The following is a 16,636-nucleotide window of genomic DNA, read 5'->3' as shown; positions in this document are numbered from 1 at the left end:
CCTCAAGACGACCCTCGCCACCGTGGCCATGATCCTCTTCCTCGGGTCGTGGAACGACTTCCTGTGGCCGGTCATCATCATCAACTCCCAGGATCTCCGGACCCTCCCGGTGGGGATCGCGCTCTTCAAGGACCCCTACGGGAGCATCAACTACGGCCCGCTGATGGCGGCGACCGTCATCGCCACCGGACCCATGCTCCTGGCCTACGCGGTCTCCCAGAAGTTCATGATCCGGGGGATCGCCCTGACCGGCCTGAAAGGCTGACCGTCAGACACGGGGACGCCAGAGCTCGAACCCGGCGACCTCGAAGTCCCGGTCGAAGCCGAGGACCCGGGTGCATCCGGTCGATTCCATCACCGCGAAGCCGACGGCGTCGGTATAGGTTACCGGGCGAGGCGCCAGACGCTCGAGCCAGCCCCGCGCGGCCGCGTGGTCCTCGGAACCGGCGAAGTGAACCGTCATGCTCGGACTCGCGTCGATGCGATCCAGGGCCCGCGAGGCGGCCTGGGAACCGACTCGGAACAGCGTCAGGCGGTGAACCTCGGCGAGGACGAGGTTGGTGGTGATGAGACGCAGGCGCCGCCGGAGTGCCTCGCGGAACAGCCGGTCCGCCTCGGTGTGGTGCTGGTCGCGCCGGCTCCGCAGCGCGATCCAGGCGCCGCTATCGACGAACAGCCGACCGGCTTCGCCGGCGCCGCGGGCGGTACGGAGCGGACGGTTCCGCAACGAACGTCTCGTTGACGTAACGGTCGAAGTTCTCGCTGAGATCCCCGGGAAGCCCGTCGAGATCGCCGCTCAGGTCGAGCAGCGGGTCCTCGGCCGGCCGGCGGGTGAGGGCTCGAATGGCCACGCGGACAGCCTGGGACTTGGTCCACCCGCGCTCGCGCGCCCAGGCGTCGAGCCGCTCGAGGTCGTGCTCGTCGAGATAGACCTGAAGCGGGCGCATCATGACGATAACTGTACATATCTCATGAGGCATCTGTCAAGCATCTCATGAGCCGCTCCCGGCCTCGTGCCCGAACACGTGGTGTATGCTCGCCCCCGGGGCCGAGAGGTGCATGCCGGACTCCCTGGACGACCAACCCATGGCTCATGACATCAGCTTCGTCACGCTCTACCGCAAGGCGGGGCCAGGTCGAGGTCAGGAATCAGGGCTCGTCGGCCGCCAAGCGCGCGACCGAGAAGCTCATCGAGTTCGTGCACAAGGCGCTGCCTCAGCCCGCGGTGCCCTCCTCGGGCGGCCCGGGCTCGTGGCCCGTGCAGCGGAGCCGGGGCAGGCCCGGATACTTCGGGTAGGCGGGATCGGTCTCGGCACGCCGGCAGAGGAAGAACACCGAGCCCCGTCCGCTGGTGACGCGGCGCGCCCACCGGCAGTCCCAGCAGAGGCCCACCCGGGCCCGCTCGGGCTCGGCATCCTGACTCGGCCCCCTCACCGTCCCGCTCACACGCGCTCGGCACCCTCGCGCTAGCCCTCTCCCTCGAGGGCGAGGAAGCTCTCCGGACGGTGCCACGTCGCCCCGCCCGTGTGCCAGAAGCAGACGGCGTCGGCCTCGCGGAAGGCGCCCCGGCGGCAGAGGTCGATGAGGCCGGCCGCCGCCTTGGCGCCGTAGGTCGGATCGAGCGGGATTCCCTCGAGGCGGGCGAAGAGCCGGGTGGCCTCCTCGGAGGCGGGGGTCGGGAGGCCGTAGCCCTCGCCCACGTAGTCGTCCAGCACCTCGATCGCTTCCGTGGGCGGTACCGGCGCCGCCACCGTCTCGGCGAGTGGTCCCACGATGTCGGCGACCATGCGTGTGAGGTCGGCCCGGGTCTCATCGGCGCTCACCCCGATCACGCGCGCCGGGAGGCCCGCCGCCCGGCAGCCGACGACGAGGCCGGCCTGGGTCCCGCCGGACGACGACGAGTGCACGAGGGCCGCCGGCCTGACGCCGAGCGCCCCGAGCTGGACCGCCGCCTCGCGGGCGGCCTCGACGTACCCGAGCGCCCCCAGCGGCGTCGAGCCCCCGATGGGAATGAGGAGCGGGCGGCGTCCGGCCCGCCGTAGCTCCGCGGCCAGCGCCTGGAGCGCCGGCATCCGCTCGGCGCCGGCGCCGACGAACCGGACCTCGGCGCCGAAGAGCCGATCGAGGGCGAGGTTGCCGGTGAGGACCGCCGGACGGCCCCCCGACAGGACGAGGATGCAGTCGAAGCCGGCGCGGGCCGCGGCGGCGGCGGTGATCCGGGCGTGATTCGACTGATGGCCCCCGGCGGTGAGGAGGACGTCGGCGCCGCCGGCGCGGGCCTCGCCGAGGAAGAACTCGAGCTTGCGGACCTTGTTCCCGCCCAGCGCGAAGCCAGTCAGGTCGTCGCGCTTGATGAAGAGCCGGGGTCCGCCGAGGTGCGCGGTGAGCCGGGCGAGCGGATGAAGGGGCGTCGGGAAGAAGCCGAGCGGCTCACGGGGCGGCAGGCGCGTCACGGCGGCAGGATGCGGTTCACGCCTCGACGGCCGTCCCCAGGTAGGCCTTCTTGATCAAGGGGTTCTCGGCGAGCTCCTGAGCGGTGCCGGCGAGCACGACCTCGCCCATCTGGAGGACGTAGCCGCGATGGGCGATGGACAGGGCCATGTTCACGTTCTGCTCGACCAGGAAGATCGTCGTCCCCTGCTGGTTGATCGTCTTGATGATGTCGAAGACCTGCTCCACGTAGCCGGGCGAGAGTCCCATCGAGGGCTCGTCCATGCAGAGGAGCGTCGGATTGGCCATCAGGGCCCGGCCGATCGCGAGCATCTGCTGCTCGCCGCCGGACAGGGTGCCGGCCAGCTGGCTGCGTCGCTCCCGGAGGACCGGGAAGAGCCCGTAGACGCGCTCGAGCTCGGCGTCGAATCCGGGCTCGTGCCGGCGCGTATAGCGGCCCATCTCGAGGTTCTCGAGGACGGTCATCTTCGGAAAGACGCGGCGCCCCTCGGGGACGGGCGCGATCCCGCGGCGCACGATCTCGCTCGTCCGCAGGGTGTGGATCGGCTCGCCGCGGTAGACCACCGTCCCCTGCCGGGGCCGCACGAGGCCGAGGACGGTCTTGAGGGTCGTCGACTTGCCGGACGCGTTCCCGCCGAGGAGGGAGACGATCTCGCCCTCGCGGATCTCGTAGGAGACCCCCTTGAGGACGTGGAGCGGGCCGTAGTAGGTATGGACCTCGGCGAACTCGAGCAGCGGCCGCCCGTCCGTGCCCATCAGGCCGCCCGCCGGCGCCGCCCCAGGTACGCCTCGATCACCTTGTCGTCGTTGCGGACCTGAGCCGGCCGCCCGTCGGCGATCTTGACCCCGTGGTCGAGCACCGCGATGCGGTCCGAGATGTCCATCACGACGTCCAGCTTGTGCTCGATGAGGATGACTGTGATCTCGAGCTCCCGGAGGGCGCGGATCAGATCCATCAGCTCGAGCGTTTCGGCCGGGTTCATGCCGGCGGTCGGCTCGTCCAGGAGCAGGAGCCTGGGCCGTGTTGCCAGCGCCCGGGCGATCTCGAGCCGTCGCCGGTTGGCGTACGAGAGCCCGTAGGCGGGATGGTCGAGCCGTGGCAGGAGCCGGTTGCCGAAGAGCCCCAGGACCTCCAGCCCGTTCTCCACGGCCTGGCGCTCCTCGGCGCGGACCCGTGGCGGCCGGAAGACGGCGCCGGTCGCCCCCGCCTGGAGCCGGGCGTGCTGGGCGACCAGCACGTTCTCCAGCACCGTCAGGTTGCCGAAGAGGCGGATGTTCTGGAACGTCCGCGCCACCCCGCGGGTCACGATCTCGTGGGAGGGGAGGCCGCTGATGACGGCGCCCTCGAGCCGCACCGTCCCCCCGTCGCGCGGGATCAGGCCCGTGATGAGGTTGAAGAGGGTGGTCTTTCCCGAGCCGTTGGGGCCGATGACGCTCAGGAGCTCGCGACGGGCCACGGTGAGGTCGATCCGGTCGGCGGCGGCCACGCCCCCGAACCGCTTGGTGAGCCCGTCGATCTCGAGCAGCGCCCGCGGCGGCGCCGTTCCCGCGGAGGCCTCGCCCCAGGAGAGCCGCACGGTGGCGCCCCGCGACGGCAGCGCGGCCTGCTGCTCGTGGGTGAGCGCGGCGACGCGCCGGACCGCCGGAAAGAGGCCCTCCCGGCGGAAGAGCATCATGAGGACCAGGATGATCCCGAAGATCAGCTCGAGCGCCTCGATGAGCTGGATCTTCTGGAGGTAGGCGCTCCCGACGAGGCGGCCGAGCGCGTTCACGTAAAACGTCAGCTCCTGGAGGATCACCGACTGGAGGAACGAGATGATCAAGGCGGACAGCACCACGCCCCGGATCGATCCCATGCCGCCGAGCACCACCATGACCAGGACCATCACCGAGACCGGGAACTGGAACATGTCGGGCGTCGCCGTCGTGAGCTTGGCCACGTAGAAGACGCCGCCGAGCCCGCCGACCGCCGCTCCCATCCCGAAGGCCAGGAGCTTGTAGTGGACGTGGTTCACCCCCATGGCGCCGGCCGCCAGCTCGTCCTCGCGGATCGCCATCCAGGCGCGGCCGACCCGCGACTCCTGGAGGCGGAACGAGATGAAGACCGCCAGCGCGACCAGGGCGAGCCCCAGGAAGTAATAGGGCATCGGCGAGAATCCGAAGTTCCAGCCGAACAGCCTCGGCGTCCGGATGCCTCCCAGCCCCTGGGCGCCGTTGGTGAGCCATTCCCAGTTCCGGGCCACCACCGGGACGATCTCCCCGAAGCCGAGCGTGACGATGGCCAGGTAGTCCCCCCGGAGCCGCAGGGTGGGGGCGCCGAAGAGGACCCCGAAGAGCGCGCAGATGAGCGCGCCGATGGCCAGCATGGGCCAGAAGGAGAAGTGGAGCTGGACCGCGTCGGGCCCACCGGCCGAGGCCGGGATGCGGCTCACCTGGCCGAGCCAGTAGAGCGGGAGCCAGGCATCGGACCAGGTCGGCTTGAGCTGATACGAGGCCGAGACCGCGTAGGCGTAGGCGCCGATGGCGAAGAACGCCGCGTAGCCGAGGTCGAGGAGGCCCGCGAAGCCGACCACGATGTTCAGGCCGAGCGCCAGCAGCACGTACACGAACGCGTTGGCCCAGGCGTCCGCGTTGGCGGCGTTCGGGTCCACCAGCGGGACGGCGATCCCGACCGCCAGCAGCACCACCGCCCAGATCTGGCGCCGGCGGGTGAGCGGCAGCGTCTCCCAGCGGGCTCCCGCCGCGGTGCCCGCCCACCACGCCGCCCACCCGCCGGCCCGCATCAGGCCCTCACGCTTTCTGCGGGGTCTGCACGCCGAAGAGCCCGGCGGGCCGGAAGACGAGCACGGCGATCAGGATCGAGAAGATGACGACGTCGGTCCACCGCACCCCGAGCAGCTGGCCGCCGAGCGACTGGACCAGGCCGATGATCAGGGCGCCGAGGACCGCTCCCGGGATGTTGCCGATACCGCCCAGCACCGCCGAGGTGAAGGCCCGCAGCCCGGTGGTGTAGCCGATGTAGAAGCCGGTGAAACCGTAGTAGAAGCCGAAGAAGAGGCTCCCCGCCCCGGCCAACGCGGAGCCCAGGAAGAAGGTCAGCACGATGATCCGGTCCACGTCCACGCCCATCATCTGGGCGGCGTCGGCGTCCTGGGCAGTGGCGCGCATCGCCTTGCCGAGCGCCGTGCGCTGGACAAGGTAGTTCAGGGCCAGCATCAGCGCGAGGCCGGCCACGCCCAGCAGTACCTGCCGGAGCGTCACCTCGGCCTGGCCGATCGGCCACCGCCAGTCCGGAATGATGGCGGGGAAGGGCCGAGTCTGCGGCCCGAGGGCGAGGAGGACGATGTTGACCAGGATGAAGGACACGCCGATGGTGGTGATCATGGGCGCGGTGCCGGAGAGGCCACGCATCGGGCGGAGGCAGATCCGCTCGATCGCCACGCCGAGGAGCCCGGTCGCCAGCATCGTCACGGCGAAGACGAGCAGGAGCGTCCCCAGTAGCGGGAAGCCGCTCAGCGCTTGCGACGAGCCCGTGAAGCCCAAGAGGTTGAGCGTCAAGAGCCCGATGAAGGTCCCGGCCATGAAGACCGAGAAGTGGGCGAAGTTGATCAGCTCGATGATGCCGTAGACCATCGTGAACCCCAGGGCCAGCAAGGCGTACATGAGCCCCAGGGCGAGCCCGTTGACGAGCTGCTGGAGGAGGACGTCGAAGGCGCTCATGCGGGGGGCCGGGGCGGGCGGCCTGCGCCGCCCGCCCGGCGCCAGACCCTGTCGTTACTTCTCGGGGGCGACCCCGACGTACTTGAACTTGCCGTCCTTCACCTGATAGAGGGCGACGATCTTCGTCTTGATGTCGCCGTTCTCGTCGAAGCTGATCGGCCCCTGCAGGGTATTCTTCAGGTCGGTCTTCTCCAGGGCCTCGCGGACGGCCGTCTTGGTGACGGGCTTGCCGCTCTTGGCGATCCGCTCGACGGAGTCGGCGATCGCCAGGACGGCGTTGTAGGACGTGATCGCGTAGTTGGTCGGATCACGCTTGAACTTCGACTTGAACTTGTTGATCCACTCCTTGGCCTTGGGATCGTCGAGCATGTCGGGCGACGCGTTCGAGGCCCACCACCCTTCAGCCGCTTCCTTGCCGGCCTGCTCCGGGAAAGCCAGGTCGTACAAGCCGTCGGACCCGAGCTTGTGGACCTTGGGCATGACCTCGTAGGCCTGGCGGGCCAGCTTCACCCCGGCCTGCTGGACGCCGCCGTAGTAGACGGCGTCGGGGCTCATCCCCTTGATCTTGGTCAGGATCGTCTTGTAGTCGGCCTCCTTCGGGTTGAGCTGGTCACGGCCGAGGATGGTCATCCCCAGCTCTTTGGCGCGCCGCGAGAAGGAGTCGGCGATGCCCACCCCGAAGGCGCCGCTGTCGTCCAGGACGTAGACCTTCCGGACGTTCAGCTTGTGGTAGGCGTGGTTGGCCATGTTGGGGCCCTGGTAGGCATCGGTGGTGACGGTGCGGAAGTAGACCGCCTTGCCCTTGGGCCGATACTGGTCCTTGAACTTCGGGTCGGTGATGTCCGGATTGGTCGAGCTGGAGGTGACGGTGGCCATGTCGGCCTCGCTCAGGATCGGCGAGATGGCCTTGCCTTCGCCGCTCATTATCGGGCCGACGGCCGCGATGACCGCGTTGTCGGCGACGAACTTCTTGTAGTTGGTGGCGGCCTGGGCGGGATCGTACTGCCCGGCCGCCGGCGTGGCGCTGTCGTAGACGACCGCCTCGAACTTGTAGCCCCCGGCGCCGCCCTTCTGGTTGATCTCCTCGATGGCCATCTCGGCGCCCTTCCGGATGGCATCGGCCGAATCGGCGTCGGCCCCGGTGATGGGGAGCGACATCCCGATCTTGACCGTCTTCGTCTGAGCGACCCCGCCGCCGGGCAGGGCCAGGAGCAGCCCCGCCGCCAGCAGCAGGGCGAGAGTGGGAACGATCGTGCGAAGCCTCATGGTCTGACCTCCGGGAGAGTGGAATGCTTTGGAGTTAGGGTTCACGCGGCGAATCCGTGATGGCGATGCCCCGAGGGGGTCCCCGATCACCTCCTCCTGTACCGGGTGCGCGGTGCCGCTATTCTGGGCGGACCGCAGGGCAAAATCAAGGTCGGGGGAGCGGGCCTCGACATCCCTCCGAGAGCCCCGGGAGAAGGCGGCCCGGCGGATGCGCGGGCTACCGCCGCTCGGCGGTGTTCCGGCACTCGGCCAGCGCGCCGGCGCCCGTCGAGGTGGATGTCGCGCGGCTCTCCTCCTCGAGCAGGATCTCGCACGACACGGTGCCGGCCGCGCCCTGATTCAGGGCGGAAACGTAGAGCGGGCTCCCGCTCTTGGCCTCGAAGGACGCCTCCCACGGGAGCCGGACGGTCGCCTCCTCGGTGCCGCCCTGGGCGTTCCGGTAGATGAGCCGGGCCGAGCCGGCCGAGCCCTTCACGCGATAGGTCACCCGGTAACTCCGCTCCGGTCCGGCGGCCGGGGGCGCCTGGATGGCCGGGCCGGGCGCCGCCGCCACGGCGGGGACGAGACGGCCGATCTCGTCGAGGACGGCCAGCTCCACGGCGCGGTCGCTCGCCTGGAGGGGCTTCCGGTCCGTCATCCAGAGGATGCGCTCTTCCTTGTAGAGCTCCCGCTCCACGGCGACCGCCGTCTGGCCCTCTCCGGCCGCCGTGAACGTGAGCCGGAGCTTGTGGCGGGTCCCCTGGCCGTACACGCCGAAGTCCTTGAAGTCGACCCCGCGGGAGTCCGTCCGGATCCAGCCGGCCTTGCCGTCTTTCTCGTCGATCGTCCAGCCGAGGCTCTTCAGGGCCGACTCGGCCACGGCGAAGACCCGGTCCATCGGTGCCGCGAACGCTCGGGCCACCGGAGGTCCGGACTGGGCGAAGACCGCCGCGACGGTGGCGGCGAGCAGTACCAGCGCGAGAATTCGGGCTCGCCTCGCTCTCATGGTGGGGACTCTACCGGTCAGTCGGAGAAGCTGTCAAGGGCGGGTGGGCCCGGTGCCGGAGACCGTCTCGCGCACGACGCCGGCCAGCATCCCGATGAACGCGGGATGGTCGCCGACGGTGGCTGCCCGGCGGAAGCCGACGCCACACGCGGCCGCGGTCGCCCGGGCCTCCACATCGAGATCGTAGAGCACCTCGACGTGGTCGCACACGAAGCCGATCGGCGCCACCACGACGTGACAGACGCCGGCGGCGGCCAGGCGCCGGATCTCGCTTCCCACGTCCGGCTCGAGCCAGGGCTCATCGGGCCGTCCGCTCCGGCTCTGGTAGGCGACCGACCACCGGATGGGGCCGGCCGCCCCGAGGCGCTCGGCGACGAGGCGCGACGACGCGGTGATCTGCCCGACGTACGGCGAGCCGTCCGCCATCCCCACCGGGACGCTGTGCGCCGTGAAGACGACCGGGGCGTCCGCCCGGGCCGCCGCCGGGATCCCCTCGAGCGCCTCGCGGACCCGATCCGCCATGGCCTCGATGAAGCCCGGCCGGTCGAACCAGGGCGGCGCGTACTCCACCACCGGGGCCCCGGCGCTCACCCGGGCGCGCGCCTCGGCCACGTTCGCCTGGTAGCGATCCCAGGACGCCTCGGTCTGATGCGCCGAGAGGATCACGCCGAGCGCCTGCTGGACGCCCTCCGCGCCCATGGCGGCGAGCGTCTCGTGGAGATAGGGCGTCCAGTTCCGCATGCCCACGTAGACCGGCAGGCCGAGTCCATCCGCTCGGAGCCGCGCCCGCAGCGCCTCGGCCTGGCGGAAGGTGAGCTCGTTGAAGGGGGAACGCCCCCCGATCCGCTCGTAGTGATGGGCGACCTCCTCGAGGCGAGCCGCCGGGATGGGGCGGCCACGCGTCACGTTCCGGAGAAACGGGCGGATGTCCTCGGGCTTCTCGGGCCCGCCGAACGCGATCAGCAGCACGGCGCCGATCGGCCGGGGCATCGTCCCCATCTACCGCGCCGACAGCTCGTGGACCGCGTCGACCAGCGCGAGGACGTGCTCGACCGGCGTCTCGGGCAGCACGCCGTGCCCCAGGTTGAAGACGTGCCCGGGTCGTCCTCCCGCCCGGGCCAGAATGGCCTGGACGCGCCGACGGATCTCGGCCGGCGGCCCCAGGAGGGCGGCAGGGTCGAGGTTTCCCTGCACCGCGACGTCGTGCCCGACCCGCGCCCAGGCCGCCCCCAGGTCCACGCGCCAGTCGAGGCCGAGGACGTCGCCGCCCGCCGCCCGGAAGGCCTCGAGGAGGCCCGCGGTGCCGGTCCCGAAGTGGATGACCGGGACGCCGGGGGTGAGGGCCTCGATCACGCTCCGCGTATGGGGAAGGATGAACTCACGGTAGTCGTCCGGAGAGAGGCATCCCACCCACGAGTCGAAGAGCTGGACGGCCTGGACGCCCGCGGCGATCTGGCCGTTCAGGTAGCCGGCGATGGTTCGGGCCAGGAGGCCGAGCAGCCCATGCCAGGCGCCGGCGTCCGTGTACATGAGTCGCTTCGTCCACAGGTAATCCCGCGAGGCGCCGCCTTCGACCAGGTACGAGGCCACGGTGAATGGGGCACCCGCGAAGCCGATGAGCGGAACCCGGTCGGCCAGCGCCCGCCGGGCGCGCCGCACGGTCTCGAACACGAACGGCACGGTCTCGAGCGGGTCGGACTCGCGGAGGCGCGCCACGTCGGCACCCGAGCGGACCGGCCGGTGGATCACCGGCCCCTCGCCCTGCGCGAATTCGAGGCCGACGTCCAGCGGTTCGACGACCAGGAGGATGTCGGCGAACAGGATCGCCGCGTCCACGCCGAGGCGCTCGACGGGCAGCAGAGTCACCTCGGCGGCGACCTCGGGGGTCTTGCAGAGCTCGAGGAAGCCGAGGCGTTCCCGGATGGCGCGGTACTCGGGGAGGTAGCGGCCGGCCTGGCGCATGAGCCACACCGGCGTGAAGCCGGTCGGGCGCCTCCGGCAGGCGGCGAGAAACGGGTTCACGGTCGGGTCCTCCCCGGGACGAGCGAGGTCGTGGGCGGCAGGCGGGACCCGCAGAGCCGCGACGAGCCTATCGACTCCCCCGGGAAGAGTCGAGCCGAGGTCGCGGGAGGCGAGGTCGCGGGAGGCGTGAGACCCGGGGGCCCGGCCGGGAGCGGGTCAGCGTGCGCCAGCGGGCGGGATGAGGAGGCTCAGGAGGCGTCCTCGTAGGGCGCGGCCAGCCGGCCCGCGCGGGCCGGGACGTGGCGCTCACCCAGGCGCCCGCGCATGACCTCGCGGCGCGCTCGCACCGCGGCATGGGCCACGGCTGGCGGCCGGGCCGCCTTGAGCGAGCTCAACCACGCAGCCACCGGAAAGGTCCGGTCGCGACCGCACACGGGACAGATCAAGGATTCCGTGAGGATATCGCAGTCAGGGCACAGACGACTCGAATCGACCGGCAGCACCATTCCGGCTCCCTCCTCAGCCCCGGGGTCGCCCGAAGGACCGATGTCCCAGGGCGCCCGACCGGCTCCTGCGGCGACCCGCCGCGGGACCCCAGGGGTCCCGGCCTTTGAACACTCGCCCAGATGCTACAAGAAGCGTACCGGCAATGGAAGCCCCCTCCTAACTGCGCGTCCAGGCAGCCGCGGGTCCCACCTAAGGGATGGGCTGCAGGTGGCTGCCGACGTCGGCGTCTCGACATCTCCGGCCGGCTTCCGACGGTGAGGGCATCGCCGACTTGCACTGCCACCGCGCGAGGGGCATGCTTAGCAGCCTGAGGCCATGAGCGCCCTGAGCGTTCCGGTGGCGGCCTGGATGTCGAGCCCCGTCCACACCGTGACCCCGGCGACGACGGTGGCGGAGGCGGTAGGGCTCCTCCGTCGCGAGCGTATCCGCCACCTGCCGGTCATGGAGGGCGACCGGGTCGTGGGCGTGGTCACCGACCGCGATCTCCGCGGCGTCGATCCGGGCGTCGCCGTCTCCACCCTCATGAGCCGGCCCGTCGTGGTGGTCAGCCCCCGCACCGCGATCGACAAGGCCGCGCGCCTCCTCTTCGATCGCCGCATCGGCTGCCTGCCGGTCATCGAAGACGGGAAGCTGGTCGGAATCCTGACCCAGACCGACGCCGTCGCGGCGATGGTAACCCTCATGCGGCACCAGGTGGGGGGCCGCCACACCGAGGTGGTGATCGGCCATCGACCGGAGGCGATGGCCCTGGCCCACCACGCCATCCGCTCGCTCGGGATGGAGGTGGCGCGGCTGGTCGGAGCCACCATCGAGCCGCACGGTCGCGGGGTGCGTCCGGAGCGGGTGAGGCTCCGGATCGAGACGCGCGAGATGGCCCGGGTCCTCGACGTCCTGCGCGCGGCCGGGCTCACGATCCTGTCGAGCAGCGACGGCAGCCCGATCGCGAGCGCGGCCGAGCCGGCCGGGCGGGCCGATGACCGAAGCTGACGCCCGCCGGCTCGAGCTGGCGAACCTGGTCGCCGTGATCGAGCGGGCCGCGGCGGATCTGGCCCTCGCCGAGGAGCCCGCGCGGTTCGCCGCGGCACTGGAAGCCGCGCCGCCCGAAGCCACGGACCCCGCGCCGCGATCCGACCGTGACCGTGACTGAGTGGACCCTCGGCGCGCTGGCCGACGCCATCCGCGCCGGACAGGTCTCGCCCGTCGAGGCGACCGAGGCGTGTCTGGCCCGCATCGAGCGCCACGACCGGACCCTCCGCGCCTTCATCACCGTCGACGCCGAGGGGGCGCTCGAGCTGGCCCGGGTGCGGGAGGGCGAGGCCGCGGCCGGCCGACTCCGCGGCCCCCTCCACGGGGTCCCCCTGGCCTACAAGGACCTCTGCTTCATCCGCGGGCTCCCCACCTCGTGCGGAACGAAGACGGCCGAGTACTTCATCGCCGAGCAGGACGCCACGGCCGTCGCTCGCCTGACCCAGGCGGGCGCGATCACGCTCGGCAAGCTCAACATGACCGAGCTCGCCCTGGGCCCGTTCGGGGACAACGCCCACCACGGAGACGTGCAGAACCCGTGGCGGCTCGGCCACTGCGCGGGCGGCTCCTCGAGTGGCTCCGGGGCCGCGGTGGCGGCGGGCCTCGTGGTCGGCGCCCTCGGGACCGATACCGGCGGATCGATCCGCCTGCCGGCCGCCTGCTGCGGCATCGTCGGGCTCAAGCCGACCTACGGGCGCGTCAGCCGGGCCGGCGTGATGCCACTGTCGTGGTCCCTGGACCACGTCGGCCCCATGGCGCGGACGGTGCGGGACGCCGCGCTCCTGCTCGCCGTCATCGGGGGCCACGACCCGGCCGACGCCACGACGAGCCACCGGCCCGTCCCCGACTACGTGACCCAGCTCGATGGCCCGATCACAGGCCTACGGGTCGGGGTGCCGGAGAACTACTACTGGGTCGGGCTCGATCCCGAGGTGACGGCCGCCGCACGCGCGGCCATCGGGACGCTGGGTCACCTCGGCGCGCGCGTCGTCGAGCAGCCCCTGCCCGACCCGCAGATCATGTCGGACGTCTGCAACATCATCGCCCGGTGCGAGAGCGCCGCCGTCCACGCGCGGCTCGTCCGCGAGCAGCCGCACGCGCTCCAGCCGGCCGTGCGGGCGCGGCTCGATGTGGGCTTCCAGCTGAGCGCCTACGAATACCTGCAGGCCACCCGCCTCCGGGCCCGCCTGACCCGGGCGTTCGTCCGGGACGTGCTCGCCACGGTCGACGTGTTGGTGGCGCCGACGATCCCGGAGCCCGCCCCGACCCTCGAGGCCGCCAAGGCCGGGACGACGGCGGATGTCGTCGCCCGGATGGGTCGCTTCTCGCGGCTCACGCGGCCGTGGAACGGTCTGGGCGTGCCGGTTCTCAGCCTCCCCTGCGGCTTCTCGGCGGCGGGCCTGCCGCTCGGGCTCCAGATCGTCGGCCGGCCATTCGCCGAGGCGACGGTCCTTCGCGTCGGCCACGCCTACGAGCAGGCCGCCGGCTGGTGGCGGCGCCGTCCTCCCCTCGGCTGAGATCGACTCCCATGGGACTCGGAGGAGCGGACGTTCACGCTTTGCCTGGCCCGTGGGCGGTAGTAAACTACTACTCTGGTAGCAGACTGCTACCCAGGAGGCAGGGTGATGCCGTCGCCCGTCAAAGTCTCGGATAGGCTCCTGGCTCTGGCGAAGGCGGAGGCGCAGAGCGCGCACCGCTCGGCCACCGCTCAGATCGAGCACTGGGCCACGCTCGGCCGGGCTATTGAGGTGATGGTGGCCTATCGCGACGTGCTGGCCCTCAAGCGAGCCGGCCAAGCCCTGCCGATTCCGACGTTCGCCCGACGCGACGAGGTGCATCGCCTGCTGGCGCGGCTGGTCGAAGACGGAGACCGCGAGAGCATCAAGGCGCGGATCCGCGCCGCCGGGACGCCACTCTATGCGACAGATCCGGGGCATCCCGGGAGGATCGTGGAGGTCCACCCCGACGGCACCCGGACTCGGGGTTACCTGAAGCGCCGTCGATTCATGCCCGCTGGAGGGAAGTCCACTCGGCGCAAGTGATCCCCGAGCCGTTGGGTTCCCTGCGCGCGGCCCTGCAGGCCGAACCCATCCTGATCTTCCTCGCGGGGCCCAACGGCTCCGGGAAGACGACCTTCTTCGAGGAGTACCTCGACGATCTCGGGCTCCCATTCGTCAACGCGGACCGCGTGGCCCACGCTCTGCGGAGCGCCGATCCGAGCGCGCCGCCCGACGATATCGAACGCCGGGCTTTCGCCGAGGCCGAGCGACTCCGAGCGGCCTTCGTGGAAGCGCGTCTGCCCTTCTGCACCGAGACGGTCTTCTCCGACCCGGTGGGCGCCAAGCGGGGATTTCTCGAAAGCGCCCGGGCCGGTGGCTTCATCGTCTTCCTGATTTTCATCGGCCTCGACAGCCCGCTGGTCTCCGTCGCGCGCGTGAAGCAGCGAGTCCAACACGGCGGCCACGATGTACCGGACGCGAAGCTGCACGCCCGCTTTCCACGAACGCTGGCGAACCTAGGGGCAGCGATTCCGCTCGTCGACGAGGCGTTCGTCTTCGACAACAGCTCCTACGACGAGCCCTACCGGATCATCGCCGTCTACGAACGAGGACGGCTGGTCAGTCGACATCCGCCTCTTCCTCCGTGGACTCGCGGCCTTCCCGGCCTTTAGGCCAGATCGAAGAGCGCGACAACCATCGAGGGCCGGCCGTTGGCCGAGGCGACGGACGAGGCGGTCAAGGAGATGGCCGTTCGCGGCGCTCGAAGAGGAGCGTCTGCTCGCAGGCGCCGAACCCGCCGTCGAGGTCGGCCAGCGTGCCGCGGGCGACGCCCGTGCCCTGGTCGCCGACCTTCGTCTCGGCGCTCAGCAGGATCCACGGTGGGCGCGGCAGGCGCCAGAGGACCACCGTCAGGTCGGCGTTCACGAAGGTGACCTTCCGGAGATCGACGACGGCCGAGATGCCGCTGGCCAGATCCGCGGCCGACACGGCGTGGACCAGGGGCGAGTTTTCCTCACCCTCGAGGAGCGGGCGCTCCAGACGGAACCAGCACGCGGCCGGGCCCGGCTTCAGCAGATCGCCCTCCACCACGCGCGTGTCGACGCCGGTGAAGAACGGGCTCCACGCCTTGACCGACGGCGGGATTGGCCGGCCCCCTTCGGGCCCGAGGGGCGGGGCCGCGCGCTCCACCGGCGCCGGCGTGAAGCCGGCATCGGGCTTCAGGAAGACGGCGGTGCAGCGCGCGACGGGCTTGCCACCCTGAGACAGGGACGCCTCGGCCGTGCGCGCCTTGCGGCCGTCGCGCAGCAGGCTCACGCTCGTCATCAGCCGCTCGCGCGTGACCGGACGCCAGAGATCGAACGACAGCCGCGCCGGCATCATGCCGGCCGCCGCCTCGCTGCGCTCGAGCGCGCGCACGAGCACGCCGCCGAACGCGCTGCCCTGCAAGAGGTCAGCCGACCACGGCCCGACCGCCCACTCGGTGGGCTGGAACCCGCCCCCATCCGCCACGAACATGCCCGCGGCACCCATCGCCGCTACCGGGGCCGCCGCGGCCGTGGCGCTGCGGGCGGGGCCAGGTGCTGGAAGGCGCCGGTGTAAGGCTTGGGGAGCGGGGGCGCCAGGTCGCCGACCTTGCTGGTCCCGAGGCCGAGACCCACCAGGGCCTCGACGAACTTGACGGCGGCGGCGACCCCGTCGATCACCGGGACGCCGACGGCGGCCTGGACCTCGGCGGCCAGGTCGGCCATGCCGGCGCAGCCGAGGACGATGGCGCCGGCCCCATCCTCGGCGGCGGCCCGCTTGCATTCCTCCAGGACGAGGGCCCGCGCCTCCGAGCCTTCCCGCTCGAGGTCGAGCACGGCGAGGTCGATGGCCCGGATCGCCCGGCAGAAGCGCGTCATCCCGTAGCTCTCGACCAGGTGCTGGGCCATCACCCGGGTGCGGGCGAGCGTGGTGACGATCGAGAAGCCGGTGGCGACGAAGCTCGCGGCATGCATGGCCGCCTCGGCGATCCCCAGGACCGGTCCCCGCGCCGCCTCGCGGGCGGCGAGGAGCCCCGGGTCGCCGAAGCACGCGATCACGTAGCCGTCCGCGCCCTCGGCCTCCCCTCGGAGCACCTCCTCCAGGACGCCGACCGCGCTCACCGCTTCGTCGTAGTGCCCCTCGATCGAGACCGGGCCGCCGGCCGGGTTGCCGGTGACGATCTCGGTCCCGGGCGCGGCGACCGCGCGGGCCGCCTCGCCGATCTTCCGCGTCATGCTGGCGGTGGTGTTCGGGTTGATGACCACGATCCGCATGCGCGCGCCTCCTCACCCGCGATTCTAGCCAAGACGCCCTTGATTTTGAACCCGGAATCCGCTTTGTCTCGAGGATGCACCGCCCGACCGGGTGAGCGAGCTCCTGAGTCCGGAGGAGATCCTGGACGCCTTGCCGAAGCTCGAACACCTCGATCGGCGAACTCGCGACAAGTGGGAGGCGTGGGCTCGGCATCGGAGTCGACCCGATTAGCGTTCTGAGTCCTGTCCAGGACAGGTTCCTTCGCGCCTTCTTCCGCGACCCGGATCATCCCTTCTACCTGTCCGGCGGGACGGCGCTCTCGGCGTTCTACCTCCGGCATCGCCTCTCGGATGATCTGGATTTCTTCACTCGCGATCCCGGGAACCTCCGCGTGGCCGACCGATACATCCGGGAAGGGGTCGACGCCGCCGGGCTGCAGATC

At 71.3% G+C, this 16,636-nt stretch carries 20 protein-coding genes; 6 read left to right on the top strand and 14 right to left on the bottom strand.

Annotation, left to right across the window (positions count from 1 at the left end; all coding sequences use genetic code 11):
* Positions 1-265 (top strand): carbohydrate ABC transporter permease (locus VGW35_12805; GenBank protein ID HEV8308535.1); only part of this gene is annotated, 265 nt, incomplete at its 5' end.
* Between the two features lie 3 nt (positions 266-268).
* Here VGW35_12805 and VGW35_12800 read toward each other — a convergent pair.
* From VGW35_12800 to VGW35_12745, 12 genes are all read right to left on the bottom strand, one after another.
* Positions 269-727, bottom strand: coding sequence for a PIN domain-containing protein (locus VGW35_12800; GenBank protein HEV8308534.1), 459 nt, complete (start codon positions 725-727; stop codon positions 269-271).
* Complete coding sequence (locus tag VGW35_12795) at positions 663-950, bottom strand: ribbon-helix-helix domain-containing protein (GenBank protein ID HEV8308533.1); 288 nt, start codon at positions 948-950, stop codon at positions 663-665. The genes VGW35_12800 and VGW35_12795 overlap by 65 nt, the downstream gene beginning before the upstream one ends.
* Positions 951-1,215: 265 nt before the next feature.
* On the bottom strand, positions 1,216-1,434 hold the full coding sequence (locus VGW35_12790; protein HEV8308532.1) for a hypothetical protein: 219 nt from the start codon (positions 1,432-1,434) through the stop codon (positions 1,216-1,218).
* A gap of 32 nt (positions 1,435-1,466) precedes the next feature.
* Positions 1,467-2,453, bottom strand: a complete 987-nt coding sequence (locus tag VGW35_12785) for a D-cysteine desulfhydrase family protein (GenBank protein ID HEV8308531.1) — start codon at positions 2,451-2,453, stop codon at positions 1,467-1,469.
* Between the two features lie 16 nt (positions 2,454-2,469).
* Positions 2,470-3,207 (bottom strand): ABC transporter ATP-binding protein, encoded by a 738-nt coding sequence (locus tag VGW35_12780; GenBank protein ID HEV8308530.1) that lies wholly within the window; start codon positions 3,205-3,207, stop codon positions 2,470-2,472.
* Positions 3,207-5,234, bottom strand: a complete 2,028-nt coding sequence (locus tag VGW35_12775) for a branched-chain amino acid ABC transporter ATP-binding protein/permease (protein HEV8308529.1) — start codon at positions 5,232-5,234, stop codon at positions 3,207-3,209. The genes VGW35_12780 and VGW35_12775 overlap by 1 nt, the downstream gene beginning before the upstream one ends.
* Before the next feature lie 7 nt (positions 5,235-5,241).
* Positions 5,242-6,171, bottom strand: coding sequence for a branched-chain amino acid ABC transporter permease (locus VGW35_12770; GenBank protein ID HEV8308528.1), 930 nt, complete (start codon positions 6,169-6,171; stop codon positions 5,242-5,244).
* Between the two features lie 54 nt (positions 6,172-6,225).
* Complete coding sequence (locus VGW35_12765; protein ID HEV8308527.1) at positions 6,226-7,437, bottom strand: branched-chain amino acid ABC transporter substrate-binding protein; 1,212 nt, start codon at positions 7,435-7,437, stop codon at positions 6,226-6,228.
* 217 nt (positions 7,438-7,654) lie between these two features.
* Complete coding sequence (locus tag VGW35_12760) at positions 7,655-8,422, bottom strand: MmpS family transport accessory protein (GenBank protein ID HEV8308526.1); 768 nt, start codon at positions 8,420-8,422, stop codon at positions 7,655-7,657.
* 33 nt (positions 8,423-8,455) lie between these two features.
* On the bottom strand, positions 8,456-9,412 hold the full coding sequence (gene hemH, locus VGW35_12755) for a ferrochelatase (protein HEV8308525.1): 957 nt from the start codon (positions 9,410-9,412) through the stop codon (positions 8,456-8,458).
* Between the two features lie 9 nt (positions 9,413-9,421).
* Complete coding sequence (gene hemE / locus VGW35_12750) at positions 9,422-10,444, bottom strand: uroporphyrinogen decarboxylase (protein ID HEV8308524.1); 1,023 nt, start codon at positions 10,442-10,444, stop codon at positions 9,422-9,424.
* Positions 10,445-10,632: 188 nt separating this feature from the next.
* On the bottom strand, positions 10,633-10,791 hold the full coding sequence (locus tag VGW35_12745) for a hypothetical protein (GenBank protein HEV8308523.1): 159 nt from the start codon (positions 10,789-10,791) through the stop codon (positions 10,633-10,635).
* A 415-nt stretch (positions 10,792-11,206) separates the two neighbouring features.
* On the opposite strand from VGW35_12745, the gene VGW35_12740 reads away from it, so the two are divergent.
* The 5 genes from VGW35_12740 to VGW35_12720 all read left to right on the top strand — a co-directional run bounded on the left by VGW35_12740 (position 11,207) and on the right by VGW35_12720 (position 14,588).
* Entirely contained in the window at positions 11,207-11,878 is a 672-nt protein-coding gene (locus VGW35_12740) for a CBS domain-containing protein (protein ID HEV8308522.1), read from the top strand.
* A complete protein-coding gene (locus VGW35_12735) occupies positions 11,865-12,038 on the top strand; it encodes a hypothetical protein (GenBank protein HEV8308521.1) in 174 nt (57 codons plus the stop codon). The genes VGW35_12740 and VGW35_12735 overlap by 14 nt, the downstream gene beginning before the upstream one ends.
* Positions 12,025-13,434 carry an amidase gene (locus VGW35_12730; GenBank protein HEV8308520.1) on the top strand — a complete coding sequence of 470 codons (1,410 nt, stop codon included), beginning with the start codon at positions 12,025-12,027 and terminating at the stop codon, positions 13,432-13,434. Before VGW35_12735 ends, VGW35_12730 begins: the two co-directional genes overlap by 14 nt.
* Positions 13,435-13,542: 108 nt before the next feature.
* Positions 13,543-13,959 carry a hypothetical protein gene (locus VGW35_12725; protein ID HEV8308519.1) on the top strand — a complete coding sequence of 139 codons (417 nt, stop codon included), beginning with the start codon at positions 13,543-13,545 and terminating at the stop codon, positions 13,957-13,959.
* 11 nt (positions 13,960-13,970) lie between these two features.
* On the top strand, positions 13,971-14,588 hold the full coding sequence (locus tag VGW35_12720; protein HEV8308518.1) for an AAA family ATPase: 618 nt from the start codon (positions 13,971-13,973) through the stop codon (positions 14,586-14,588).
* Between the two features lie 64 nt (positions 14,589-14,652).
* Here VGW35_12720 and VGW35_12715 read toward each other — a convergent pair whose 3' ends face one another.
* Complete coding sequence (locus VGW35_12715) at positions 14,653-15,447, bottom strand: thioesterase family protein (GenBank protein ID HEV8308517.1); 795 nt, start codon at positions 15,445-15,447, stop codon at positions 14,653-14,655.
* 5 nt (positions 15,448-15,452) lie between these two features.
* Positions 15,453-16,214, bottom strand: coding sequence for an aspartate/glutamate racemase family protein (locus tag VGW35_12710; GenBank protein ID HEV8308516.1), 762 nt, complete (start codon positions 16,212-16,214; stop codon positions 15,453-15,455).
* Positions 16,215-16,636: the final 422 nt, after the last annotated feature.

The sequence above is a fragment of the Candidatus Methylomirabilota bacterium genome, assembly GCA_036005065.1.
Taxonomy (GTDB): domain Bacteria; phylum Methylomirabilota; class Methylomirabilia; order Rokubacteriales; family DASRDR01; genus DASYQW01.
This window is presented reverse-complemented; position numbering and strand designations above follow the sequence as displayed.